Origin of the sequence: Endobacterium panacihumi, assembly GCF_050847465.1 — a bacterium.
GTDB lineage: Bacteria > Pseudomonadota > Alphaproteobacteria > Rhizobiales > Rhizobiaceae > Neorhizobium > Neorhizobium panacihumi.
The window spans coordinates 1,319,650-1,342,429 of the sequence record NZ_JBOZRA010000001.1; the positions used below are offsets into that span (position 1 = coordinate 1,319,650).

Sequence of the window (22,780 nt, forward strand, 5' to 3'; positions counted from 1 at the left end):
TTTAGATGGTCAAGATTGCGTCAACGAACACGGACATAAGGCAGATAAAAAAACAGAAAACGAGGGTTTAAGCCGCCGTTCTTGCCCGCATGATGGTCTGCCGCGATGTCTTCATGTCTCTCGCTACAGCAGCGACGCTATCGCCTTTGGCGAGGCGTTCTTTAACAATGGTCAATTGACCATTATTCAACGCTGTCGGACGGCCAAGCTGCTTGCCTTGAGCCTTTGCCCGAGCAAGGCCGGACTGCGTACGCTCAATCAACAAATCGCGCTCAAATTCAGCAACGGCATTAATGACGTTCATTGTCATTTTTCCTGCGGGGCTTGTTAGATCAACCCCTCCGAGTGCAAGGCAATGCACCCTGATTTCTTGAGCCTCAAGTTTGGCAACCGTAGCACCTACATCAATCGCGTTTCGCCCTAGTCGATCAAGTTTCGTCACGACGAGAACGTCGCCCGTTTCCATCCTGTCTAGGAGGCGTTGAAAACCCTTGCGTTGATCCATAGGCAATGAGCCAGAAACCGTATCTTCTATGATGCGGCGTCGTTCGATAGCGAAACCGGCGTCTTGGATTTCCTTGATCTGATTATCGACTGTCTGCCCCGTTGTCGAAACGCGAACGTATGCGAATGTGCGAGCCATGTTATCCTCATGTCCAAAAACCATGTACGAAAGTAACATGGTGTACGAAAAGCGGTCAACCTATATTTTGGACATCATCAGGGCGTATGTACGCAAACGGTCGTTTTTGGACAAAATAAAACCCCCGCCAATCTGACGAGGGTTCATATAAGACGCTGCCCCATAATCAGCGCCGGATGAGAGATTCGGCCTTGGCCTCAAGTAGCTCATTTTGTATCCGCCAAAGTTGCGTGACAAGCGAAGCGTGTTGAGCAGTAATGACGACATGTCGCTGTTTGTCGATCACGCCTATCTTTGCTAGATGAGCTGACAGGGTTTCCGAAGGCCATGTATCTGCAATGAAGCAGTCGGCATCACCACAAAAGTTGATGATGTCGCGCTCGTTGTAGAGAATGAGGGAGGGATTGAGAAGCTGAAGCGCCGGGAGGTTCCTCGGGTCGGTGCATAGGGCGACCGTGTAGCGGGTTGTTTTAGTCATCTTCGTCGTCTTCCGGCTCATGTCGATGGTCAATTGTCAAAGGGCTTTTGACCTGGGATTGCCGCGCATACATGTCGGCCAACTGTTGCAGCTCATCTAATTCCAGTTTCGATGGATCGATAACCGTTCTGGTGATTTGATGAATGTTCGGAAGGCCTGTGACATTGACATGCGTCGTTGAGATTTCGCCGTATGACTGGCGGAAACGGTTGCGCATAATCAGTTGATAAGTCTGATGGTTGAAGCCTGAGATGCCGCCAACGACTGCTTTGTTGCCGATGTCATCCCAATACGCTTCCGCCGCCTCAACAGCTTGGGAAATGGCGTCCGAAAATTCGTCTCGTTCCTGCGCGAGAAGATAGAGAGTTGATTTGGAAATCCCAAGATCGGCGGCGATTTGGGCGATGGTTTTGCCTTCGCGACCGAGCTTAATAGCCCGTTCCGGGAAACTGCTGTCGTAAACCGTCGGGCGTCCTGCCGTCACTGAATAACCTCAATGGCAAACCGGCAATAACCATCCTCATTTTTCCGAGGAATGGGATTCGGGCCTACCGTCTGACCTGATTGATAGGTCAGGCATTGGGCTACACGGGTTGTCCAGCCAATGCGCGGAAGTTGAAAGAGATAGTGAACGCGGCGACCTGTGGCGGGGCACACGAAATAGCGGCGCTCACCACGGCGAAGGGTGCGCTTAACGAGGCTGAATTCCTGCCGTATCATTAACGACGACAACACGATGGATGAGCTGTCGATACACTCAACCGCGAAAACTGTGCCGTCTTCAAAGAGAACTTTTGCCTTAGCGCCGGGACGGAGGACATCCGCCCGGATAAGGTCTGAAACCGATAAGCGCTTTAGGTCAGTCATTGAACCAAATTCCGCGCTTCTTATTGCGGCCCTCATCTCCGTAAAGGACTTTTCGCTGTAGCCAGAGGAAGGCGTCACCGCTGATCGGCCAGCCAAGGCTTGCGACCTTCTCTTCGTGCGGGCGACTATCGTAGCGAATGGCCTGATACCGAGCGACTAGATCGGCCAGAAAAGCCTCAGCTTCAGCCGCGTTTTTGACGACGAGAACCTGTTCGACATTGTTGACGTCGGCAACTTCCTGCTCGGCCTTGGTCAACGGCTTGTCCGTGATGATGATTTGCTGCTTACGATTGGGCGAAAGCGTGTGTTCAATGGCATGAAACTGATAGAAGCTCGCGTCTGGATCGAGCATCTTTAGGGCGTCAGCATTCGCCTTGTCATGTACGTATGCAACGATCACTTGCGGACCTCCTGCGCTAGCGCCACGAGTTTGATGACATCCAAGTCAAGCGACTTTGCAATGGACTGTGCCTGTTCGCCCCCTGCGAGACGCTGGCGAAGGTTTTGCTCTTCGACGGCGGTCACCGGCAACTGAGTTGAGGCCTTGACGATCTTTGCGCCGGTCAATTCCGCAAACTGTTTGACAAGCTGCGAGGGTTCCAAGTCATCTTCGTGAACAAGAACGACCGGATCATTAGGGCGATTACTCGCGGCAAGCATTTTATCGATCAGGACAGTATCTTTTGAATATACATTGTTAGAAAACACGCCGCGCTTTTCGAGTTTCGCGACAGAGCCGAGGCCAAATTTTGGCATTTTACTTCATCCTATTTTTAGTTGAGGGAGTTGCGTTTGTGCTTCTGGATTTTCTCGGCGATTAATTCTGCGTGGCCTGAGATTTCGAAAAGCTGATCTGAAAGATTTTGGAGAGAAGCAAGAAACGCCGCCTGCTCTTTTGCTGGTACACCGGGTTCAACTTCTGCCGTCTTCTTGTAATCCTCAACCGCATCAGAAATCTCGGCGGAGATCGAGTAGGCAAGCTGTGCAAAAGAAGTATAGTCGGTAACGTTGATGTACATAATTTTTAGCCTTCCATACCGGAAATTCGGATAGCTTCGTCCGAATAGAATTTGAGAGTTCGAGAGTAATTAACGAGGAATTCTAGCCAATTTGCTTGAATGGGAGTGGGAATTGCATCGTGCAGATCGATGGTGTCTCTGATCGCGATTGCTTTTTCTTCAAACTGCTTTGAAAGAAATTCAAGCCGACTGGCTGTGGTGCCAATTTCTAAGGCGTCAAATGTCATTTGAAATAACCGAAATGATTGAGGGAAGAGGTAACCCGCCCTTGGCGGTGGGGAACACAAGCCAAGGGCGGTGCCAGTCGCGACACTGGAGCTAGCAAAAATGGTGTCGCGACTGGAAAGGGTGACCCTCGAAAGGCTCATATCTCTTCGAGGGTCTGCGTCGCCGATGACCAAAAACGGCGACTATCTCAGCCGCTTCATGCGAGCATGATAGGCGGTAGAGAATTGGGAAAGGCTGGGGATTTGTGACTATCGCCTAAGTGGCGGACGGCATGGGTCGCCGAACTTATAAAGCAATACTACACGACTTTTGGTCGAATGTCAAGTATTTTTTTTATTATTTTCAGATTGTGTGTAGTTTTTGATAGATGGAAATAAATATAGTGACCATTTGACCACCAATATCAGCTACTTTTGCAAACTTTATTTTGCATTCATCCATTATTATTCTCCCCAAAACATTTTGGGGAATAAAACAGAGATCATTTGGATGCTAAAAAAGTTTCAGAAAGTAGCTGATATTGGTGGTCAAATGGTCAAAGAAAAGGGAGGCCGAAGCCCCCCGAGTCTTAAAATGGAACCGAATTCTCGTCGGGATAAAGAGGATGACTAATCGCTTCCCTGATCTTGGCTCCTAGATTCTCATCTGTTTCATCTGACGGTATTGAAACCGAAGCCTCCGAAGCTTCTTTGATGGAACTGCCGCCACTACTCGAAGCTTCCTTCCACGCTTCGTCATTCAAGATGGCATACATCCACTCGCCTTTTCGACGAATTCTGTTATCCCATACTACCGCGCCCGCGGCTTTCGCCGCTGCTCGCACCTCTGCTCCTGTGAGGTAGCATTTGCCCCCAGCGTTCTTGAAGTGCGCCTTGATTACTTCGACAACAACCTTGTCCCAGATTACGATCTCCCCGGCCTTCGCTTTCCGCTTTTCCGCCTCTTCATCTGGATTTTCCCAAATCAGTCGGCTGATAATCTTTTCGGCCATTTTCACCGGTTCAGACTTTGAATCCGAAATGATGGTCTGTTTCGTCTCGGTCATCGGTGCGCGAGCGCCTGCACTGAAATAAGAAAACTGCTGAACTTTTCCTTTCTCTTCAAAAGTGTGTTGCTCAAATTTCAGGAACCATTGCCTAACAGCAGCAACGCCACCCGCTTGAAGCCAGCGGATGAATTCAGCAAACTGTACTTCCTTCCAAGGGGTTTCCGTCGCAGAAACCACAAGCCAACGCCGATCTTGATCTGACATCAGAAGTGGCAGGTCTCCGTTTGCGGTGATGACCTGATGGTTCCAGTTCTCGGCTGAGAAGGGGTCCGAGTACATTCGCCGGAAATCCATCACCGGTTCGGTCACGTAAGACTTGAGAATTTCATAAGCCTTCCATGAATTTCCGGCATGAATTTCCGAGACAATTGCCAACGACTTCTTGTGCCACCATGAACCGTACTTTTCCAAAATCACCTGCTCGGTAGGATAGCTTACATTCTTCCACCCAAGCATCGGCGCTAAAATGAGATTCGTGAAAATGCCTTTGCCGACACCTTGCGCGTGCGACTTAAGCAAAACACCCATAAGCATCTTGCGATCCGGCTTACCCACGAGCGTCGCCGCCCAGCGGATAAGGTGAAGTCGCTCCGTATCATCCGGCACAAGATACTTCATGAATTCGAGGAACGGCTGAACGCTATCTGCTGGTGGTCGCCTTGCCACCTCATCCGGGGTTCCGTCCCAGGTATTCCACCGAAGCTGCCCTTGGAAGTCGATCCGCCGCTCCTTGACGCCGGGGCGGTATCCTTCGCGTTGGAGGCGGTCTGTGTTATTCTTAGCGAGCATCTTTGAGACACTCTTGTCGCAGTAGGCTGAAAAGGTCGCGTCAAACAAGTCCGGTTCCAACGCAACATCTGGCAGATCGTCATGGATGAAGCGGTGGTCTTGGATAATGTACTTCCACTCACTCGCGGCGTGCTCACGGAGAAAACAAACCTCTTTAAACTTAGGGCCGCCGACCTCGTTCTTACCATCCTCGACAAGCTTGATAGATGTCAGCCATGTAGCTGGCTGAGCCATTTGTTCTGGCGACGGACCTACGTAATAATGAGTGTCGCCATTTATCCTGAAAAGCTTAGGAGGCAACTGCTTTTCCATAGTCAAATGCCAGCCATCGCCAAAGCGGGCATCGTCAGGCATAATTGCATAGGTTCGATGATGGATTTCTTTTGCAATCTTCGGCAGAAGCTTTCGACCCTCATCTGAATTCGCAGTCCAGACGTAAACGGGGATTTCAGGCTTCAACTTGAGCTTTTTGATTGCCTTGAAATCACAGGCAGAAGGTTCCTTGCCGTTGTAGACGACAGGAAGAACCCTTTCGAAGAAGCTCTGAAACGATGGCGGAAGTGCCCCATGCTGACGGGCTTGGATAGCAGCATCGAAACTTTCGAAGATGCAGATGGATCGATGATTTTCAGGATTAAAATCGTCCAGTCCCCAAATAGGTAGCGGTGGATACTGCTCCCCTTCCGGCAACGACGTATCAAAGTAAGTCCAAGCCTTCTCCTCAATCAAACTTTCAAAGTCAGCTTTCGTCTTGCCTGCCGCCCAATCTGAGAGATCGCCTTTCCAATTCAAATTAGGAAGATCGAGAATACGAACGGACTTCGCACCAGCTTGGGCAAGCTTCTGTGCGCGCTTCAGACCGCCGTCGAAACCGGCCCCATCATGGTCGCGGATGACAATTGTGGTAAATCCATCAACCTTCCAGTCTTCTCCGTCGCCCCAATGGCCATTTCCCGCGTACGAGCATGTGGCCTGCTGATCCAGAACATCGATAGCGGTATCGACGTCCTTTTCGCCTTCTGCAACTAGAAGATTTTTCGCCGTATCCCAAGTGGTTCGGGCATTAAAACCGTAGGGTATCCTGCGGTCATCATCGCTGAAGCGGGGACGCTTATATTCACCCGTCTCCTGAGCCTCATCCTTGGACGCGAAGACCACCCAAGACCACGTTCCGTCCGACCATTTGACATGATCGTAAAGAACACGCCCGAATTCGTCGGAATAGGAATGCGTGCGTATCTCTGTCGCGGACAGATCGCGCTTCTTAGGTGCGTAGTAAGAATAGTCGCTCATTTATCGCTGTCTTTCTAATATGCGCAGCTAGACCCTTGCTTTTCTTTCAAAAGTCGTGTAGGGTTTCTGCATGGATTGAAATATTGCGCCCACGGTTGCAGCCGTATCGGGCGCATTTTTTTTTGGATAGGTTAGGCGGCAAGAGCCGTCTGTTCGCGCTCCGCGATGAACCTTTCAAGCGTCCCTTGCCGAATGAAGTTCTGCTTTCCGATTTTGAACATCTTTGGCAGTTCGCCTTGTGCCTGTAGGCGATAGACAGAAGAGCGCGCGAGACCGAAACGAGCGGCGACGTCATCGAGTGAGAGGAGGGTGTGAGGGTTAAGCCCCGCAAGTTCAATTGTTTGCATTTTTGACTTTCTTAAAATGAAATTCGGACCGCCCGAATTTTTCTTCATTAAACCGCTTGACCGTCTGCCTTTTCCATGTTTTAAAGATAGAAAGATCGCCAAGGGGCGGATTGTAAGCTTCGCAATAATACAAAACGCAACACTCTATAGCAGTGACGTTAGAAGTTTTTGCAAGGGTTATTTTATTTTTGGTTGATTATTTCTTGAGCTAACGCCAAAATGTGGCATTTTAGCAACAATCCACAAGCCGCCTCTCTGGGCGGATTTTTTTTGCCTTGTGGAAATGATGTGGAAAGATTTGTCGGCCTATCGCTAGAAATCGTATTTTTCGTAACGATTTCAATGTCGATAAACTAGGAATTTGGCGGAAGAGGTGGGATTCGAACCCACGGTACGGTCTCCCGCACGCCGGTTTTCAAGACCGGTTCCTTAAACCACTCGGACACTCTTCCAGGGAATGGACCGGCCTTCCGGCCTGTCGATACACCGGATCAAAATCCGGTCATTCTCAAACTTGCCTTTACAGTGTCGCAGGGCGAATCGTCAACCATGCATGATTGCCTACAGGCCTGCGGATGCGCCCTCGCCCGCCGCACAAACGCAAACAGCCGGCTCGAAGCCGGCTGCCGAAACAAATAGTTTTCATCCGCTCAGTTGCAGACGCGGACATTCTCGTAGTGCCATCCGTCGTCATAGGAATTGCCGACGCGGCGGTCTTCATACCAGCAGCGCGGACGCGGCGGTGCTTCCTCGATGTAACGCGGGCCGTTGTTGCCGCCGTTGGCCAGAGCACCGCCGATCAGACCGCCAATAACACCGGCGGCAAGACCGCCCGCGATGACGCGGCCGTTGTCGCGATCACGATGGTGACGGCGCGGCGGCGGTGGCGGCGGGCCACGGCGATCATCCCAGCGCGGCGGGCCGTCACGCCACTGGGCGCTGGCCGGCGCGCTATGCGCAAGAATAGTGCCGGCCGAAACGGCCAGAATCATTGCGACGCGAATTGTCTTGTTCATTGTACACGTCCTGTTCCAGTCGCGGTGTCCAAAGCGGGATACCCTGCGATGTTTAGATAAGATGCACATAATGAGATTAACGCACGCTGAACGATGATGGTTTCGCGGCACGCCTTCTCCGGCACCTTTCCAGCTGCCGGGCTACCCTCTAATCATGGAACAAAAACGGCAAATTGCCGTTAGAACATCTCCCTCCCGGAGATTTTTAAATGGCGACCGTTTTCGCCCGCATGACATACCGTTCCGATCACCTCCCGCCCCGACTTCAAACTCCACATGCCAACAGTGAACGACTTGGACATGGACTTGGCCTTGCAAGAACACGGGTGAGCGCATGACCGGAAAACGAATCTTCGCCTGGGCCATGATCATCATCGGCTTCGGGCTTGCGGGTTATCTGCTGTATGCCGGTCTTCGCCAGTATACGTTTGCCGATATCGTCTCCTCCGTTCAGGCCATTCCGCCAGCCAATCTGGCCATGGCGCTTGCCTTTGCCGCCGGCTCCTACCTGTGTCTGACATTCTTCGACTGGGCGGGCGTTCTTTATGTCGGCGGGCGTCTGGCTTATCCGAAAATCGCGCTCGCATCCTTTCTGGCTCTTTCGATCGGCCAGAGCGTCGGCCTTGCGGGCCTCAGCAGCGGCGCCATCCGGTATCGTTATTATGCCCATTGGGGCCTCGATGCCGAAGCCGTCGCCAAGATCGTGCTCCTGTCCGGTGTGACCGTCGGCCTTGGGCTTGCCGTGCTCGGCGGCATGGTAATGATCCTCAATCCGTCGGATACGGCGGGGGTTTTGCGCCTCAGCGAAAGCACGGTGATGATGATCGGGATCGGCCTGCTTGTTGCCTCGCTGCTTTACGTGGTTCTGGCGGCCGCCGTTCGAACGCCGTTGAAAATCTGGAAATGGACCTTTGCCATGCCGACATGGCAGGTGGCGGTGATGCAGATCATCGTCGGCACCATCAATTTCGCGCTTGTTTCCGCCTGTCTGCGCGAAGTGATGGCGGCATCCGCCGATGTTAGTTACCTCAAGGCGGCCACGGCCTTCGTGCTTGCCAATGTGGCCATCCTCATCACCCATGCCCCGGGCGGGCTCGGCGTCCTGGAAGTGACCGTGAAGCATGTGATGGGCGACCAGGCCTCGATCGGTGCTCTCGTCGCGTTTAGAGTCGTCTATTTTTTGATCCCGCTGGCGATCGGCCTGCCGCTGTCGTTGATTACCGAGGCTGTTTTTCGCTCCCGCAAGAGCCGTTCTTCAGACACCGTGTCGTCCGGGTCGGCGGCATAACACACCTGTGCATCGCTTTTGCACGCAATGCCTTCATTTCCGCAGCGGTTTGTTCTAGAGACAATCTCTCAACGACGACCGCCAGCATGAAGGCGGCGCACAATAATTCGCAAGGTGATGTAGTCCATGCTCGATTCCCTCAGAACAGCCTCCCGCTCCTGGGTTGCCAAAGCGCTTCTTATTCTGCTCGGCGTGTCCTTCGGAATCTGGGGCGTCTCGGCCTCGATCATGGCGCCGGCCGGCGGCAACAGCGTGATGACGGTCGGCGATCAGAGTGTCACCCCGCAGGAATATCGCCTTGCCATGCAGCGGCAGCTGTCGCAGCTCAGCCGCCAGTTCGGCACGCAGCTGACGGCCGAACAGGCCCGCGCCTTTGGTATCGACCAGCAGGTGTTCAGCCAGCTGGCCGCCGGTGCCGCCCTCGACCAGCTCGCTGCCGATATGCGCCTTGGCCTCTCGGATGATCGCCTTGCTCTTCTCGTCGCCGACGATCCGGCCTTCAAGAACAGCAACGGCCAGTTCGACCGCCAGCTGTTTTCCTCGCGTCTGCAGGCCGTTGGTTTCGACGAGAACGAATATATCAAGGAACGCAAGAAGATCGGGGTGCGCAGCCAGATCGTTGACGCGGTCTCCGACGGTTTCACACCGCCCGCCGTCATGGTCGATGCGCTGCGTCGGTACAGCGACGAGACGCGCACGCTGGATTACCTCATCCTCTCTTACGCCAACATTCCGCCGGTCAAGGCGCCCGCAGACGATGCGCTGGCAGCATGGTTCGAAGGCGCAAAGGCGCGTTATCGCGCCCCCGAATTCCGCAAGGTCACCTACGTGACACTGCAGCCTTCCGACGTCGCCGATCCGGCCTCGATCACCGATGGTGAGGTGCAGGCCGATTACGATCGTCGCAAGGTTTCGTTCGGCACGCCGGAAACCCGCAAGATCGAACAGCTGACCTTCCCGAGCAAGGAAATGGCAGACGCCGCAGCCGGCCAGCTGGCTTCCCGCGCCGTCACGTTCGACCAGCTTGTGACCGATCAGGGCAAGACGCCGGCCGACGTTCTGCTGGGCGAGTTCACCAAGGAACAGGTGCCGGACCCGAAGGTCGGCGCCGCCGCATTCGGATTGCCTGCCACTGGCGGCACCAGCCCCGCCATCCAGGGAACATTCGGCGCCGTCATTCTGCGCGTCAGCGATGTCAAGCCTGCCACGACCAAGACCTTCGACGAGGTCAAGGAAGAAATCCGCAACCAGCTGGCGCTTGCCGCTGCCTCGCGCAGCCTCACCGAAACGCATGACCGTTTCGACGACATGCGCGGCTCCGGCACGCCCCTCCAGGAAGTCGCAAGCGAACTGAAGCTGAAGGCCGTTACCGTCACGCTCGACCAGAGCGGCAATGACGAGGCCGGCAATCGCATTGCCACCCTGCCCCAGTCCGACAACTTTCTGCCCGAAGCTTTCCGTGCCGAGGTCGGTGCAGACAACCTTCCGGTCAACCTGGGCAATACCGGCTATGTCTGGTTCAGCGTCGACGACGTGATCGAGGAACGTGAGCGGCCGCTGACGGAAGTGCGTGAAAAGGCGGTTGCCGACTGGACCAACGAGCAGCAGAAGGCCGCCCTCAGCGCCAAGGTGGAAGAATACAAGGGCCGCATCGACAGTGGTGAACAACTGGCGACCATTGCCGGCGAACTCGGCATCATGGTCGAAAAGAAAGAGGGCCTGCGCCGTACCAGCAATGACGCCGTCTTCGGCCAGCCGACCGTACAGGCCGCCTTCGCAGGCCCGGTCGATTCGACCGCCAATGCCGTTGCAGCCGACGGCGAGAGCCGCCTTTTGATGAAGATCACCAATGTCGACCACCAGCCGGCCGGTGCCGGTGGCGCCGATGACCAGCAAATGCAGCAGATGGCCCGCACCGCCGGCGACGACATGCTGGACCAGATGGTCAACCGCCTGCAGCAGGATTTTGGCGTACAGATCAACCAGACCGCAGCCGAGCAGGCTCTGGCCACGATGCGTTGAACGCGGACCTCAAGGAGAAATCACATGCCGGTCCTGAAACCGTTCATCGCCAAGGTCGCCAACGGCGAGAGCCTCAGCCGGCCGGAAGCATTGGAAGCCTTCAATATCCTGATGTCGGGTGAGGCAACGCCGTCGCAGATCGGTGGTTTTCTGATGGCGCTGCGCGTGCGCGGCGAAACCGTCGACGAGATTGCCGGCGCCGTTTCCACCATGCGCGCCAAGATGGTGCCGGTTTCGGCACCATCCGACGCGGTCGACATCGTCGGCACGGGCGGGGACGGTATCGGCACCTACAACATCTCCACGCTTGCCTCGATCATCACGGCAGGAGCCGGCGTGCCGGTCGCCAAGCACGGCAACCGCGCCCAGAGTTCGAAATCCGGCACGGCCGACGCGCTCAGCACGCTCGGCGTCAATCTGGAAATCGGGCCGGAACAGATCGGCCGCTGCATTTCAGAAGCCGGTATCGGCTTCATGTTTGCCCAGAAACATCATGCCGCCATGCGGCACGTGACGGCCAGCCGCGTAGAGCTTGGCACACGGACAATCTTCAACCTACTCGGTCCGCTTTCCAACCCGGCTGGCGCCAAGCGCCAGTTGCTCGGCGTGTTTGCACCGCAATGGCTGCAGCCGATTGCCGAAGTGCTGCGCGATCTCGGCTCGGAACGGGTCTGGGTCGTTTATGGCGATGGCATGGACGAGATCACCACGACCGGCACCACGCAGGTGGTGGCGCTTGAAGACGGCCAGATCCGCAGCTTCGAGCTGACGCCGGAAGATTTTGGCGTGTCACGCGCCGTCGTGGATGACCTGAAGGGTGGCGATGGCGTCGTCAACGCAGCCGCCCTGCGCGACGTTCTGGCCGGTGCGCGCAATGCCTATCGCGACATCGCGCTCTGCAATGCCGCGGCTGCCCTGGTCATCGCCGGCAAGGCGGAGAATGTCATGGACGGCATGACGATCGCATCCGAATCGCTCGACAGCGGCAAGGCAACCGCCGTGCTCGACCGGCTGATCGCCGTCTCCAACGAGAATGCAGACAAGGAAGGAGCCGGCGCATGACCGACATCCTGCGCAAAATCGAGGCCTATAAGCGCGTGGAAATCGCAGCCGCCAAGGCCAAAACCTCGCTCGAAGACCTCAAGGCGATGGCGAAAGACGTGTCTGCGCCGCGCGGTTTCTACAAGGCGCTGGTGGCCAAACGTGATGCCGGTGAATTCGGCCTGATCGCCGAGATCAAGAAGGCCAGCCCCTCGAAGGGTCTGATTCGGCCGGATTTCGATCCGCCGGCACTCGCCAAGGCCTATGAAGCCGGTGGCGCCGCCTGCCTTTCCGTTTTGACCGATGGCCCGAGCTTTCAGGGTGCTCCGGAATTCCTGACCGCCGCCCGCGACGCCTGTTCGCTACCGGCGCTGCGAAAGGATTTTCTGTTCGAGCCCTATCAGGTTCATGAGGCGCGCGCCTGGGGTGGCGACTGCATCCTGATCATCATGGCCTCGCTGTCCGATGACGAGGCGCGTCTTCTCGAAGACACTGCGTTCGAACTGGGCATGGACGTTCTGGTCGAAGTCCACGACGAAGCCGAGATGGAGCGAGCGCTGAAACTGTCGTCACCGATGATCGGCGTTAACAACCGCAACCTGCGCACGTTCGAAGTCAGCCTCGATGTCAGCGAACGTCTGGCATCGATGGTGTCGGATGACCGCCTGCTCGTCGGCGAAAGCGGCATCTTCACTCATGACGATTGCCTGCGTCTGCAGAAGTCGAAAATCTCCACCTTCCTCGTCGGCGAAAGCCTGATGCGAAAGGACGACGTGACCGCCGCCACCCGTCTGCTTCTGAAAGGTGAAGCCTTCACCGCGGCAGCGCAATAATGGCGGAAGAACGCAAGCTTACCCATATCGATGCTGGCGGCGAGGCGCATATGGTCGACGTCGGCGACAAGGCCGAGACGACCCGCATCGCCACGGCGGAGGGTTTTGTGCGCATGCTGCCGGAAACGCTGGCGCTGATCCGTGAGGGCAATGCCAAGAAGGGTGACGTGATCGGCACGGCGCGTCTGGCCGGCATCATGGCCGCCAAAAAGACCTCCGATCTCATTCCGCTCTGCCATCCGCTGATGCTGACCAAGGTTTCGGTGGAGATAGAGGAAGACGCCGCCCTGCCCGGCTTGCGCGTCACAGCCACGGCAAAGCTGTCCGGCAAGACCGGCGTCGAGATGGAAGCGCTGACGGCTGTCTCCGTCGCCTGCCTGACGATCTACGACATGGCGAAGGCTGCCGACAAGGGTATGGAAATCGGCGGCATCCAGCTGATGCATAAAAGCGGCGGCAAATCCGGCGACTGGCGGCGTGAACCATGAACAAGCCCGCTCTTCTCCCTGTTGCCGACGCTAAGGCCCGTCTGGCGGCACTCACCAAGTCTGTCACCCAGATCGAGATGGTGCCACTGATCGAGGCTGCCGGACGTGTTCTCGGGCGCCCTGTTGCGGCTCATCTGACCCAGCCGCCCTTTGACGCCTCCGCCATGGATGGCTATGCCATACGGGCAGCAGACACGCCCGAAATCGGCAGCGAACTGACGGTGATCGGCACCGCTTCCGCAGGTCACGCTTTTGACGGCGCGATCCGCCCCGGAGAGGCCGTGCGCATCTTCACCGGCGCACCGGTGCCGGAAGGTGCCGATACGATCCTCATTCAGGAGGATGCCGAAAAGCTCGACGGCAACCGTATCCGCACGACATTCGCCGTTGCCCCCGGTCGCCATATCCGCCCACGTGGTCAGGATTTTGCGCAGGGTGAAACTGTCTTGCCGGCCGGCACGCAGCTCGATTTTTCAACGCTCACGCTTGCTGCGGCGACGAACAATGCCAAGCTGCCGGTTTATCGGAAGCCTGTTGTCGCCATCCTCGCAACCGGTGACGAACTGGTTCAACCCGGTTCCGTGCTCGGACCGGCACAGATCGTCGCCTCCAATACGTTTGGCGTGGCCGCACTGGCGCGCGACAATGGCGCTGAAGTGCTCGATCTCGGTATCGTGCCGGACGATAAGGCACAGATCGAAAAGGCCGTTTCAATGGCGCGTCTCGCCGGTGCCGATGTGCTGGTGACGATCGGCGGGGCTTCCGTCGGTGATCACGACCTCGTGCAGGACGTGCTGAAATCCGTCGGCATGGAACTGGATTTCTGGCGCATCGCCATGCGGCCCGGCAAGCCGCTGATGGTTGGCTCTCTGGGAGACATGCAGGTGCTTGGCCTTCCCGGCAATCCGGTCGCAAGCCTCGTCTGCAGCCTGCTCTTCCTAGAACCGACCTTGCGCAAACTGGCGCATCTGCCGGAGCGCAAGCGCGAATCCGAAGCCGTGACGGCAAAGACGCTGGCCGCCAACGATCTGCGTCAGGATTTTTTGCGGGCAAAACTGTCGCGTGACGAAAGCGGACAGCTGCTGGCCGATGCCTATGGCAAGCAGGATTCCTCGATGATGAAGATTCTGGCGCAATCCGATTGCCTCGTCATCCGCCCGCCTTATGCGCCGGAATTGCCTGAAGGCAGCTTCTGCCCGGTCATTCTCCTTCGCCCCTGAAAATCATCGTGAGCCTTTGCCGGGCTCACGCGTTTAGCCCCGGACATCCACATCAAGGAGGCCCGCGTGGCTGAAGACAAAAAGCCGGTCATTCTCTGGTTCCGCCGTGATCTGAGGCTCGATGACAATCACGCCCTCCACGCCGCAGTGGAAACGGATCGGCCGGTTATCTGCGTTTACATTCGCGAGCCGGAACACCCCGATATCGGACCGCTGGGCGGCGCTCAGGCGTGGTGGCTGCACAATTCGCTAGTGGGGCTGCGGGAAAGCCTTGATGCGCATGGCAATGATCTGTGCCTGCGCACAGGCCCGGCCGAAGACGTGCTGCGGGATATCGCCCGCACATCCGGCGCCGATTGCGTGTTTGTCAACCGTGCCTATGAGCGGACATCGGTGGATCGCGAGATCGCCTTAGCGCTGAAAGACGCAGGCATCGGTATCAAGGCTTTTCATGGCCAGCTGCTGCACGACCCGAAAACCATCCGCACAGGCTCCGGTAATGCTTTCAAGGTCTATACGCCCTTCTGGAACGCCATGCAGAAGCTTGGAGAGCCGGCCGAGCCGACGGAAGCACCGGACAGGGTGATGGCGCCCGACACGCATCCACGCTCCGAATCGCTCGATGGCTGGGACCTGTTGCCGACCAAACCGAATTGGGCCGCGGGCTTTTCAAACTTCTGGACGCCGGGCGAATCCGGTGCGAGGCAAAAACTCGAAGACCTGATCGACGCCGACCTCCACGATTACAAGCAAGGCCGCGACTTTCCGGGTACTGATGCGACATCAAAGTTGTCGCCGCATCTGGCGCTCGGCGAAATTTCTCCTGCCCGCATCTGGCATGCCACCAATGGCCTTGCGCAGCGCCACAAGGACGATCTCGTGCATTTTCGCAAGGAACTGGCCTGGCGCGACTTCTGCTACAATCTCCTGATCGAATTCCCCGACCTACGCACCAAGAACTGGGACGACAAATTCGACGCCTTCGAATGGGAATTCGATGCCAAGGATTTTGCCGCCTGGACCAAGGGGCTGACCGGTTATCCGATCGTCGATGCCGGCATGCGCGAACTCTGGCAGACCGGCTACATGCACAACCGCGTGCGCATGATCACGGCATCCTTCCTGATCAAGGACCTGCTGATCGACTGGCGGCGCGGCGAGGAATGGTTCCGCGATACGCTCTTGGACGCCGATCCCGCCAGCAACACCGCCAACTGGCAATGGGTGGCTGGCTCGGGTGCCGATGCCTCACCGTTTTTCCGCATCTTCAATCCGATCCTGCAGGGCGAAAAGTTCGATCCCGATGGCGACTATGTGCGCCACTGGGTGCCGGAACTGGAAAAGCTGCCGAAGAAGTATGTTCACAAACCCTTCGAGGCGCCGGAGCATGTTCTGGCCGACGCCGGTATCGAGCTTGGCAAGCAGTATCCCAGGCCGATCGTCAATCACGGCATGGCGAGAGACCGGGCGCTGGAGGCGTACAAGGGACTGAAGGGGTAACGTCCGACGGATTAATTGGGGCAGTAATGGTGCGACTTGCCTCTTCTCCCCGCGTGCGGGGAGAAGGTCCGGATCGAAAGCGAGGGGATGAGGGGCAGCAGCGAGCACTGAGTTTCCGGCACCTGCCCCTCATCCGCCTGCCGGCACCTTCACCTCCCCATTCCAACCTCATCGCCCAAACGCAAAAGACCCGGCCGAAGCCGGGTCCTTGTCAATCTCTAACGACTGAAACCGTCAAACGAGGCGGTTCTGTTCGAGAGCCGCTTCAATAAAACTCTTGAACAGCGGATGCGGATCAAGCGGACGGCTCTTCAGTTCCGGGTGGTACTGAACGCCGATGAACCACGGGTGATCCGGGTATTCCACCGTTTCCGGCAGAACGCCGTCCGGCGACATGCCGGAGAAGACCAGACCGCAGCTTTCCAGCTTGTCTTTGTAATCCACGTTCACTTCGTAACGGTGGCGGTGACGCTCGGAAATGTCGGTCGATCCGTAGATCTGCGCAATCCGGGTGTCTTTCTTAAGGCTGGCATCGTAGGCGCCAAGACGCATCGTGCCACCGAGATCGCCGGCTGCCGCGCGCTTTTCGAGCGCATTGCCCTTCACCCACTCCGTCATCAAGCCAACGACCGGTTCGCTGGTCGGGCCGAATTCGGTCGAGGATGCGTGTTCGATACCGGCGAGGTTACGCGCCGCTTCGACAACGGCCATCTGCATGCCGAAGCAGATACCGAAGTAAGGCACGTTGCGCTCGCGGGCGAACTGCGCCGCCTTGATCTTGCCTTCCGAACCGCGCTCGCCAAAACCGCCCGGCACGAGAATGCCGTTGACCTTTTCGAGGTAAGGCGCCGGGTCTTCCTTTTCGAAGACTTCCGACTCGATCCATTCGAGCTTGACCTTGACCTGATTGGCGATGCCGCCGTGATGCAGCGCCTCGATCAACGACTTGTAGGCATCCTTGAGGCCGGTGTACTTGCCGACGATCGCGATCGTAACTTCGCCTTCCGGCTGACGGATACGGCTGGCGACATCTTCCCATGCATCCAGACGCGGCTTTGGAGCCGGCTCTATGCCGAAGGCGGCCAGAACTTCGTTGTCGAGGCCTTCCTTGTGGTAGGCAATCGGAACGTCATAGATGTTGGCGACGTCGAGTGCCTGAATGACGGCGGACGGGCGGACGTTGCAGAAGAGCGAGAGCTTGCGACGCTCGGCCTCCGGGATTTCCCGGTCGGCGCGCACAAGCAGGATGTCGGGATGGATGCCGAGTGCCTGCAGTTCCTTCACCGAATGCTGGGTCGGCTTGGTCTTCAGTTCGCCCGCCGCGGCAATATACGGCATCAGCGTCAGGTGCAGATAGATGGCCGTTCCGCGCGGCAGGTCGTTCTTGACCTGGCGGATCGCTTCCATGAACGGCATCGCCTCGATATCGCCGACGGTGCCGCCGACTTCGCACAGAACGAAATCGTAGTCGTCATTGCCCTCGGTAACGAAATCCTTGATCTCGTTCGTCACGTGCGGAATGACCTGAACGGTTGCGCCGAGGTAATCGCCGCGACGTTCCTTGTCGATGATGTTCTTGTAGATACGACCGGTGGTGATGTTGTCGGTCTTGGTCGCCGAACGGCCGGTAAATCGTTCGTAGTGACCGAGGTCGAGATCCGTCTCAGCGCCGTCGTCGGTCACGAAGACCTCGCCGTGCTGGGTCGGGCTCATCGTGCCCGGATCAACGTTGAGATAAGGATCGAGCTTGCGAAGCCGAACCCGGTAACCCCTCGCCTGAAGCAATGCTCCGAGGGCCGCGGCCGCAATTCCCTTCCCGAGGGAAGAAACCACGCCGCCTGTGATGAATACATATCGCGCCATGGGAGTCACCGGTTACCTTTTTCAGAATGATTCCGCCAGCCCCTATCGTCCGTTCTTCTGTTGAAAAGCGAGCGGGAGAATCAGCACAAAACAAAACCGGCAGGCTTTTGGCCTGCCGGAGGTTCAAATTTTCGACCGGTATTACTGTCCGGTCGGGACAGCCGACGGATCGGCAGGAGCCGGTGTCGGCGTGGCCGGAGCAGCGGGTGCTGCAGGAGCGCTTGCACCATTAGCAGGAGCTGCATCGGACGGAACGCCGTTATTGGCCGGCGGTGTTGCCGGTGCCGGGCCGAGCGAGTCGAGAATGCCGCCACCCGTACCGCGCTGCGCTTCCGGAATGCGATCGAGAATATCGGTCGGACGGGATTCGTAACGGGCGAGAATGCCCAGCCCAAGCGAGGTGATGAAGAACAGCGTCGCCAGGATCGCGGTGGTGCGGGTCAGCGCATTGGCCGTGCCGCGTGCCGACATGAAGCCGGAACCGCCGCCGACGCCAAGGCCGCCGCCTTCGGAACGCTGAATCAGCACGACGCCCACGAGGGCGAGCACGATCAGGAGATGGATGACGATCAATACGGTCTGCATAACAATCCAGTCCGCCCCGGATGCCGAGGCCCAGTCAAATCTTTGCGGCTCTTTAGCCGAGGCGCGCGCGCTTTAAAAGCCCTTAGAGCACGTTTTACGCGCTTTACCTCAAGCTGTTTCTGCCACGAGCGGTTCACATGCGGCGTAGATGGCAAGAAAATCGTCCGCTTTCAAGCTCGCACCGCCAACAAGTACGCCATCGACGTTTTCAATGGCCATGATCTCACCGGCATTGCTGGGCTTCACCGAACCGCCATACAGAATACGCATGGCGGCGCCTTCCCCGCCCAAACGCGCAACCAGTTCGGCGCGCATGAAGGCGTGGGCAACCTCGATATCGCTGTTAGTCGGCGTCAGCCCGGTGCCGATCGCCCAGACAGGTTCGTAAGCGATGACGGTGTTTTCCGCCGTAGCGCCCTCGGGAAGGGAGTTGAAGATCTGACGCTTCAGAACGTCCAGCGTCTGGTATGCATCGCGCTCGGCCAGCGTTTCACCGATGCAGACGATGGCAACGAGATCCGCTTCGTGGGCAGCTTCCGCCTTGGCACGGACCAGATGGTCGGTCTCGGCATGGTCGCCGCGACGCTCGGAATGGCCGACGATGACATGGGTGCCGAAGCAGTCGGCGATCATCTGCGCGGAAATATCACCCGTATGGGCACCGGAAACTTTCTGGTGGCAATCCTGCGCGCCGATCAGAAGCGGGCTGTCGTCGCAAAGTGCGGTTGCCACATAGAGCAGGGTTGCGGGCGGGCAGAGAAGCGTTTCGACCTTTTCCGACAGAGGCGTCTTCACGCCGTCCGCCATGGCCTTGATCTGATCGAGCTCGGCGCGGGTGCCGTTCATTTTCCAGTTTCCGGCGATCAGCGGGCGAATGTCTGGCGTCATGAAAATCCTGTCCTCATCCCTATCGTTTCAGCGAGCCGATGCAAAAATTCTCCTGCGGCAAGCTCAGTCTTGACTAGCTAGGCTGTTCTTAGCCAAGTCGGCGCAACATTGGTATTCGAAAACGTCAACACGGTTCAAAACCATGGTTACCGCCATCAGTTTTTGGCGTTTGTCAGAAGAAAATTCAAAATTTCACGCCAGTCGCTCATGCGCACCGGCGTGCCATGACCGCCTGTGTTGAACAGCGTGAAGCGGGTCGGATATTTTTTGGCCAGTAGCGACCGATAGATGCCGATCTGGTCGTCGGCCTTATAAACCTTGTCCACGCTGCCATGGGTGAAGAAAACCGGGATGCGGGCCTTGGCAGCGAGCGACGTCGGAAAATCCGGGTCAGGCGCGCCGCCAAGCAGCGCCATGCCTGCAAGGTTCGCCACGGCCAACTTGTCACGCGTAATACCGGCGCAAATAAAGCTCCCCATCGAGGCGCAGGTCAGAATGACCGGCCTGCCACCGGATTGTTCCGAGGAGTACCGGATCAATGCGGCAATATCGGCGACGCCCTTGTCATCGAAGGAACGAACGCTCGGCGCATAATAGGCGCCGCCGTTTTCCACCGCGAGGTTTTTCAGCCGGTTGAAATTGCCGCCGAACGAATAGTCGTTGACACCGAGGCGGCGATCCCCTCCCCGGCCGTGAATGAAGATCACCGTGAAGGCGGCACCATCGCTTTTGCCGACACGCGTCACATCGAGATTGCGCGCACCGATGGCCAGCGTTTCATTCTCCTGCGCGCGCCGGACACCGAGCGAGACATATTGCGATTTCACCCGCCGTTCCGGCTCGCTGTCACGGCCGTTGATGTCGCGCATTTCCTGGTAATCGATGACCTTGAAGGCGCCGCCGTCCTGCGTTTCCAGCACTGTCTGTTTTGAAAACAGCTCATCCTTGAACGGTTTTAGTGGCCCGTCGGCGGCAGCAACAGGCATGGCAACGCCCAATGAAACGGCAAGAACCAGCGGGATACGCGACAAAAGAGCTGTGGACATGCGGCGTTTCATCGTGAGTGTGACCCTTTCAATCTTGCCTTCGCACGAGCGGCACAGCATCACTTCGCCATAAGCCGCTTTTGTGACCGTTTCCGTTACCGTTTTCGGGCGGCATCGCGAAAAGCCCCGCTTTCTGGCAGAATTGCGGGCGATTCGAAACAGCACAAGACCGGGACGGCCGCGCATCGCGCCTCCCATCTCACGCAGACAGGTAGTAACGACGCCACCCATGGATGATAACGACCTTTTCGCCGCAATGCCCGCCCAACCCAAGTCCGAGGCCAAGCCCGAGGCCAAGGAACCGGCACCGGAACCCGTGCGCGCTCAGCCCGTAACGCCGGCGACCGGCGGGGAATATGGCGCATCGTCGATCCGTGTCCTGGAAGGTCTCGAACCGGTCCGCATGCGTCCCGGGATGTATATCGGCGGCACCGACGCCAAGGCGCTGCATCATCTGTTTGCCGAAGTCATCGATAACTCGATGGACGAAGCGGTGGCCGGCCACGCCAATTTCATCGAAGTGCATCTCGATGCCGAAGGTTTTTTGACCGTCAGCGATAACGGTCGCGGTATCCCGGTGGAAAACCACCCGCAGGTTCCGGGCAAGTCCACGCTCGAAGTCATCATGACCAAGCTGCATGCCGGCGGCAAGTTCGACGGCGATGCCTATGAGACATCAGGCGGTCTTCACGGCGTCGGCGTGTCGGTTGTCAACGCGCTGTCGGACGTTCTGGAGGTCGAGGTCGCCCGTAACCGCAAGCTCTACAAGCAGGTCTTTTCGCGCGGCGTGCCGCAGGGCGGGCTGCAGGAACTCGGCGATGTGCATAACCGCCGCGGTACCCGCGTGCGTTTCCATCCCGACGCGCAGATTTTTGGCGAGCATGCCAAGTTCGAGGCCGGCCGCATCTTCCGCATGGCCCGCTCGAAGGCCTATCTCTTCGGCGGCGTCGAGATCCGCTGGAGCTGCGATCCCGGCATGGTGCCGGAAGGCGGTGACATTCCGGAAAAGGCAGTCTTCCATTTTCCGGGTGGCCTGAAGGATTATCTGGCCGCCACGCTCGGCAAGGACTTTACCGTCACCCGCGAAATCTTTGCCGGCCGCACCGAAAAGACCGGCGGCCATGGCGCCATGGAATGGGCGATTACCTGGTATGGCGGCGACCCTGCGGTGCATTCCTACTGTAACACCATTCCGACGCAGGAAGGCGGCACGCACGAGGCGGGTCTGCGCATCGCGCTCACCAAGGGTCTGAAGAACTACGCCGAACTGACGCAGAACAAGCGCGCCAAGGACATCACTACCGACGACGTGATGATTTCCGCCGTCGGCATGCTGTCAGTCTTCATCCGCGAGCCGGAATTCGTCGGCCAGACCAAGGACAAGCTCGCGACTGTCGAAGCCCAGCGCATTGTCGAAAACACGCTGCGCGACCCCTTCGATCATTACCTTGCCGGCAACCCGAACGAGGCGGCCAAGCTGCTGGAATGGGTGATCGAGCGCGCCGAAGAGCGTCTGCGCCGCCGCAAGGAAAAGGAAGTCAACCGCAAGACGGCGGTGCGCAAACTGCGCCTGCCCGGCAAGCTGGCCGACTGCTCGCAAAATACCGCCGATGGTGCCGAACTGTTCATCGTCGAGGGCGACTCGGCTGGCGGCTCGGCCAAGCAGGGGCGCAACCGCGCCAATCAGGCCATTCTGCCTCTGCGTGGTAAAATCCTGAACGTCGGTTCGGCCAGCCGCGAAAAGCTGTCCGCGAACCAGCAGATCGCCGATCTCATTCAGGCGCTCGGCTGCGGCACGCGCACGAAATATCGCGAGGAAGATCTTCGTTACGAGCGCGTCATCATCATGACCGATGCCGACGTTGACGGCGCGCATATCGCCTCACTGCTGATCACCTTCTTCTATCAGGAAATGCCGGAACTGATCCGCGGCAACCACCTCTATCTGGCCGTTCCGCCCCTCTACGTCATTCGCCAGGGCGCCAAGAGCGCCTATGCACGCGATGACGCCCACCGCGCCGAACTGATGGAAACCATGTTCAAGGGCAAGAAGGTCGAGATCGGCCGCTTCAAAGGCCTCGGTGAAATGATGCCGGCGCAGCTGAAGGAAACCACGATGGACCCGGCCAAGCGTACATTGCTGCGCGTTCTCATCGATGACGTGGATTTCGAGGGCACGCGTGAGGCTGTCGACAACCTGATGGGCACGAAACCGGAAGCGCGTTTCCGCTTCATTCAGGAACGCTCCGCCTTCGCCGAAAACCTCGATATTTGACCG

At 57.5% G+C, this 22,780-nt stretch carries 23 protein-coding genes and 1 tRNA gene; 8 read left to right on the forward strand and 16 right to left on the reverse strand.

Features of this window, described 5'->3' with window-relative positions; genetic code table 11:
• Positions 1 to 67 precede the first annotated feature (67 nt).
• From ACRQ1B_RS06570 to ACRQ1B_RS06625, 12 genes are all read right to left on the reverse strand, one after another.
• On the reverse strand, positions 68 to 643 hold the full coding sequence (locus ACRQ1B_RS06570) for a recombinase family protein (protein ID WP_432292837.1): 576 nt from the start codon (positions 641 to 643) through the stop codon (positions 68 to 70).
• A 166-nt stretch (positions 644 to 809) separates the two neighbouring features.
• Complete coding sequence (locus ACRQ1B_RS06575; RefSeq protein WP_432292838.1) at positions 810 to 1,121, reverse strand: hypothetical protein; 312 nt, start codon at positions 1,119 to 1,121, stop codon at positions 810 to 812.
• Positions 1,114 to 1,605 carry a helix-turn-helix domain-containing protein gene (locus ACRQ1B_RS06580; protein WP_432292839.1) on the reverse strand — a complete coding sequence of 164 codons (492 nt, stop codon included), beginning with the start codon at positions 1,603 to 1,605 and terminating at the stop codon, positions 1,114 to 1,116. Before ACRQ1B_RS06580 ends, ACRQ1B_RS06575 begins: the two co-directional genes overlap by 8 nt.
• Positions 1,602 to 1,988 carry a hypothetical protein gene (locus tag ACRQ1B_RS06585; RefSeq protein ID WP_432292840.1) on the reverse strand — a complete coding sequence of 129 codons (387 nt, stop codon included), beginning with the start codon at positions 1,986 to 1,988 and terminating at the stop codon, positions 1,602 to 1,604. Before ACRQ1B_RS06585 ends, ACRQ1B_RS06580 begins: the two co-directional genes overlap by 4 nt.
• Positions 1,981 to 2,388: a hypothetical protein gene (locus tag ACRQ1B_RS06590; protein ID WP_432292841.1), complete on the reverse strand. Its 408-nt coding sequence runs from the start codon at positions 2,386 to 2,388 to the stop codon at positions 1,981 to 1,983. The genes ACRQ1B_RS06585 and ACRQ1B_RS06590 overlap by 8 nt, the downstream gene beginning before the upstream one ends.
• Complete coding sequence (locus ACRQ1B_RS06595; RefSeq protein WP_432292842.1) at positions 2,385 to 2,744, reverse strand: Rel homology DNA-binding domain-containing protein; 360 nt, start codon at positions 2,742 to 2,744, stop codon at positions 2,385 to 2,387. Before ACRQ1B_RS06595 ends, ACRQ1B_RS06590 begins: the two co-directional genes overlap by 4 nt.
• Before the next feature lie 17 nt (positions 2,745 to 2,761).
• Complete coding sequence (locus ACRQ1B_RS06600; protein WP_432292843.1) at positions 2,762 to 3,007, reverse strand: hypothetical protein; 246 nt, start codon at positions 3,005 to 3,007, stop codon at positions 2,762 to 2,764.
• A 5-nt stretch (positions 3,008 to 3,012) separates the two neighbouring features.
• The gene (locus ACRQ1B_RS06605; RefSeq protein WP_432292844.1) at positions 3,013 to 3,234 is read right to left on the reverse strand and encodes a hypothetical protein; all 222 of its coding nucleotides are present in this window, start codon (positions 3,232 to 3,234) and stop codon (positions 3,013 to 3,015) included.
• 569 nt (positions 3,235 to 3,803) lie between these two features.
• Entirely contained in the window at positions 3,804 to 6,365 is a 2,562-nt protein-coding gene (locus ACRQ1B_RS06610; RefSeq protein ID WP_432292845.1) for a primase-helicase family protein, read from the reverse strand.
• Positions 6,366 to 6,496: 131 nt separating this feature from the next.
• The gene (locus tag ACRQ1B_RS06615) at positions 6,497 to 6,760 is read right to left on the reverse strand and encodes a helix-turn-helix transcriptional regulator (RefSeq protein ID WP_432292846.1); all 264 of its coding nucleotides are present in this window, start codon (positions 6,758 to 6,760) and stop codon (positions 6,497 to 6,499) included.
• 314 nt (positions 6,761 to 7,074) lie between these two features.
• A tRNA-Ser gene (locus ACRQ1B_RS06620) sits at positions 7,075 to 7,164 on the reverse strand.
• 198 nt (positions 7,165 to 7,362) lie between these two features.
• Positions 7,363 to 7,728: a hypothetical protein gene (locus ACRQ1B_RS06625; RefSeq protein ID WP_432292847.1), complete on the reverse strand. Its 366-nt coding sequence runs from the start codon at positions 7,726 to 7,728 to the stop codon at positions 7,363 to 7,365.
• A 334-nt stretch (positions 7,729 to 8,062) separates the two neighbouring features.
• Here ACRQ1B_RS06625 and ACRQ1B_RS06630 point away from each other — a divergent pair, with 334 nt between their 5' ends.
• From ACRQ1B_RS06630 to ACRQ1B_RS06660, 7 genes are all read left to right on the forward strand, one after another.
• Positions 8,063 to 9,016 carry a lysylphosphatidylglycerol synthase transmembrane domain-containing protein gene (locus ACRQ1B_RS06630; RefSeq protein WP_432292848.1) on the forward strand — a complete coding sequence of 318 codons (954 nt, stop codon included), beginning with the start codon at positions 8,063 to 8,065 and terminating at the stop codon, positions 9,014 to 9,016.
• A gap of 126 nt (positions 9,017 to 9,142) precedes the next feature.
• Complete coding sequence (locus ACRQ1B_RS06635) at positions 9,143 to 11,038, forward strand: peptidylprolyl isomerase (protein WP_432292849.1); 1,896 nt, start codon at positions 9,143 to 9,145, stop codon at positions 11,036 to 11,038.
• Positions 11,039 to 11,062: 24 nt separating this feature from the next.
• A complete protein-coding gene (gene trpD / locus ACRQ1B_RS06640; protein ID WP_432292850.1) occupies positions 11,063 to 12,100 on the forward strand; it encodes an anthranilate phosphoribosyltransferase in 1,038 nt (345 codons plus the stop codon).
• The gene (gene trpC, locus ACRQ1B_RS06645; RefSeq protein ID WP_432292851.1) at positions 12,097 to 12,912 is read left to right on the forward strand and encodes an indole-3-glycerol phosphate synthase TrpC; all 816 of its coding nucleotides are present in this window, start codon (positions 12,097 to 12,099) and stop codon (positions 12,910 to 12,912) included. Before trpD ends, trpC begins: the two co-directional genes overlap by 4 nt.
• Complete coding sequence (gene moaC / locus ACRQ1B_RS06650) at positions 12,912 to 13,400, forward strand: cyclic pyranopterin monophosphate synthase MoaC (RefSeq protein ID WP_432292852.1); 489 nt, start codon at positions 12,912 to 12,914, stop codon at positions 13,398 to 13,400. Before trpC ends, moaC begins: the two co-directional genes overlap by 1 nt.
• On the forward strand, positions 13,397 to 14,620 hold the full coding sequence (locus ACRQ1B_RS06655) for a molybdopterin molybdotransferase MoeA (RefSeq protein ID WP_432292853.1): 1,224 nt from the start codon (positions 13,397 to 13,399) through the stop codon (positions 14,618 to 14,620). The genes moaC and ACRQ1B_RS06655 overlap by 4 nt, the downstream gene beginning before the upstream one ends.
• Positions 14,621 to 14,686: 66 nt before the next feature.
• Positions 14,687 to 16,120: a cryptochrome/photolyase family protein gene (locus ACRQ1B_RS06660; RefSeq protein ID WP_432292854.1), complete on the forward strand. Its 1,434-nt coding sequence runs from the start codon at positions 14,687 to 14,689 to the stop codon at positions 16,118 to 16,120.
• A gap of 234 nt (positions 16,121 to 16,354) precedes the next feature.
• Here the strand turns inward: ACRQ1B_RS06660 and pyrG are convergent, their stop codons facing one another.
• From pyrG to ACRQ1B_RS06680, 4 genes are all read right to left on the reverse strand, one after another.
• Positions 16,355 to 17,992 carry a CTP synthase gene (gene pyrG / locus ACRQ1B_RS06665; protein WP_432292855.1) on the reverse strand — a complete coding sequence of 546 codons (1,638 nt, stop codon included), beginning with the start codon at positions 17,990 to 17,992 and terminating at the stop codon, positions 16,355 to 16,357.
• A 132-nt stretch (positions 17,993 to 18,124) separates the two neighbouring features.
• Positions 18,125 to 18,568 (reverse strand): preprotein translocase subunit SecG, encoded by a 444-nt coding sequence (gene secG, locus ACRQ1B_RS06670; protein WP_432292856.1) that lies wholly within the window; start codon positions 18,566 to 18,568, stop codon positions 18,125 to 18,127.
• A gap of 108 nt (positions 18,569 to 18,676) precedes the next feature.
• Positions 18,677 to 19,456 (reverse strand): triose-phosphate isomerase, encoded by a 780-nt coding sequence (gene tpiA / locus ACRQ1B_RS06675; protein WP_432292857.1) that lies wholly within the window; start codon positions 19,454 to 19,456, stop codon positions 18,677 to 18,679.
• Between the two features lie 155 nt (positions 19,457 to 19,611).
• The gene (locus ACRQ1B_RS06680; RefSeq protein WP_432292858.1) at positions 19,612 to 20,502 is read right to left on the reverse strand and encodes an alpha/beta hydrolase family protein; all 891 of its coding nucleotides are present in this window, start codon (positions 20,500 to 20,502) and stop codon (positions 19,612 to 19,614) included.
• A 229-nt stretch (positions 20,503 to 20,731) separates the two neighbouring features.
• Between ACRQ1B_RS06680 and parE the strand changes: the two genes are divergently transcribed.
• On the forward strand, positions 20,732 to 22,777 hold the full coding sequence (gene parE / locus ACRQ1B_RS06685; RefSeq protein WP_432292859.1) for a DNA topoisomerase IV subunit B: 2,046 nt from the start codon (positions 20,732 to 20,734) through the stop codon (positions 22,775 to 22,777).
• Positions 22,778 to 22,780 lie beyond the last annotated feature (3 nt).

What these genes read in the sequence shown, in the direction of transcription:
- ACRQ1B_RS06570 (WP_432292837.1), bottom strand. Translation starts at nt 643, where the DNA reads ATGGCTCGCACATTCGCATACGTTCGCGTTTCGACAACGGGGCAGACA.
- ACRQ1B_RS06575 (WP_432292838.1), bottom strand. Translation starts at nt 1,121, where the DNA reads ATGACTAAAACAACCCGCTACACGGTCGCCCTATGCACCGACCCGAGG.
- ACRQ1B_RS06585 (WP_432292840.1), bottom strand. Translation starts at nt 1,988, where the DNA reads ATGACTGACCTAAAGCGCTTATCGGTTTCAGACCTTATCCGGGCGGAT.
- ACRQ1B_RS06595 (WP_432292842.1), bottom strand. Translation starts at nt 2,744, where the DNA reads ATGCCAAAATTTGGCCTCGGCTCTGTCGCGAAACTCGAAAAGCGCGGC.
- ACRQ1B_RS06600 (WP_432292843.1), bottom strand. Translation starts at nt 3,007, where the DNA reads ATGTACATCAACGTTACCGACTATACTTCTTTTGCACAGCTTGCCTAC.
- ACRQ1B_RS06605 (WP_432292844.1), bottom strand. Translation starts at nt 3,234, where the DNA reads ATGACATTTGACGCCTTAGAAATTGGCACCACAGCCAGTCGGCTTGAA.
- ACRQ1B_RS06610 (WP_432292845.1), bottom strand. Translation starts at nt 6,365, where the DNA reads ATGAGCGACTATTCTTACTACGCACCTAAGAAGCGCGATCTGTCCGCG.
- ACRQ1B_RS06615 (WP_432292846.1), bottom strand. Translation starts at nt 6,760, where the DNA reads ATGAAGAAAAATTCGGGCGGTCCGAATTTCATTTTAAGAAAGTCAAAA.
- ACRQ1B_RS06625 (WP_432292847.1), bottom strand. Translation starts at nt 7,728, where the DNA reads ATGAACAAGACAATTCGCGTCGCAATGATTCTGGCCGTTTCGGCCGGC.
- ACRQ1B_RS06630 (WP_432292848.1), top strand. Translation starts at nt 8,063, where the DNA reads ATGACCGGAAAACGAATCTTCGCCTGGGCCATGATCATCATCGGCTTC.
- ACRQ1B_RS06635 (WP_432292849.1), top strand. Translation starts at nt 9,143, where the DNA reads ATGCTCGATTCCCTCAGAACAGCCTCCCGCTCCTGGGTTGCCAAAGCG.
- trpD (WP_432292850.1), top strand. Translation starts at nt 11,063, where the DNA reads ATGCCGGTCCTGAAACCGTTCATCGCCAAGGTCGCCAACGGCGAGAGC.
- trpC (WP_432292851.1), top strand. Translation starts at nt 12,097, where the DNA reads ATGACCGACATCCTGCGCAAAATCGAGGCCTATAAGCGCGTGGAAATC.
- moaC (WP_432292852.1), top strand. Translation starts at nt 12,912, where the DNA reads ATGGCGGAAGAACGCAAGCTTACCCATATCGATGCTGGCGGCGAGGCG.
- ACRQ1B_RS06655 (WP_432292853.1), top strand. Translation starts at nt 13,397, where the DNA reads ATGAACAAGCCCGCTCTTCTCCCTGTTGCCGACGCTAAGGCCCGTCTG.
- secG (WP_432292856.1), bottom strand. Translation starts at nt 18,568, where the DNA reads ATGCAGACCGTATTGATCGTCATCCATCTCCTGATCGTGCTCGCCCTC.
- tpiA (WP_432292857.1), bottom strand. Translation starts at nt 19,456, where the DNA reads ATGACGCCAGACATTCGCCCGCTGATCGCCGGAAACTGGAAAATGAAC.
- ACRQ1B_RS06680 (WP_432292858.1), bottom strand. Translation starts at nt 20,502, where the DNA reads ATGTCCACAGCTCTTTTGTCGCGTATCCCGCTGGTTCTTGCCGTTTCA.
- parE (WP_432292859.1), top strand. Translation starts at nt 20,732, where the DNA reads ATGGATGATAACGACCTTTTCGCCGCAATGCCCGCCCAACCCAAGTCC.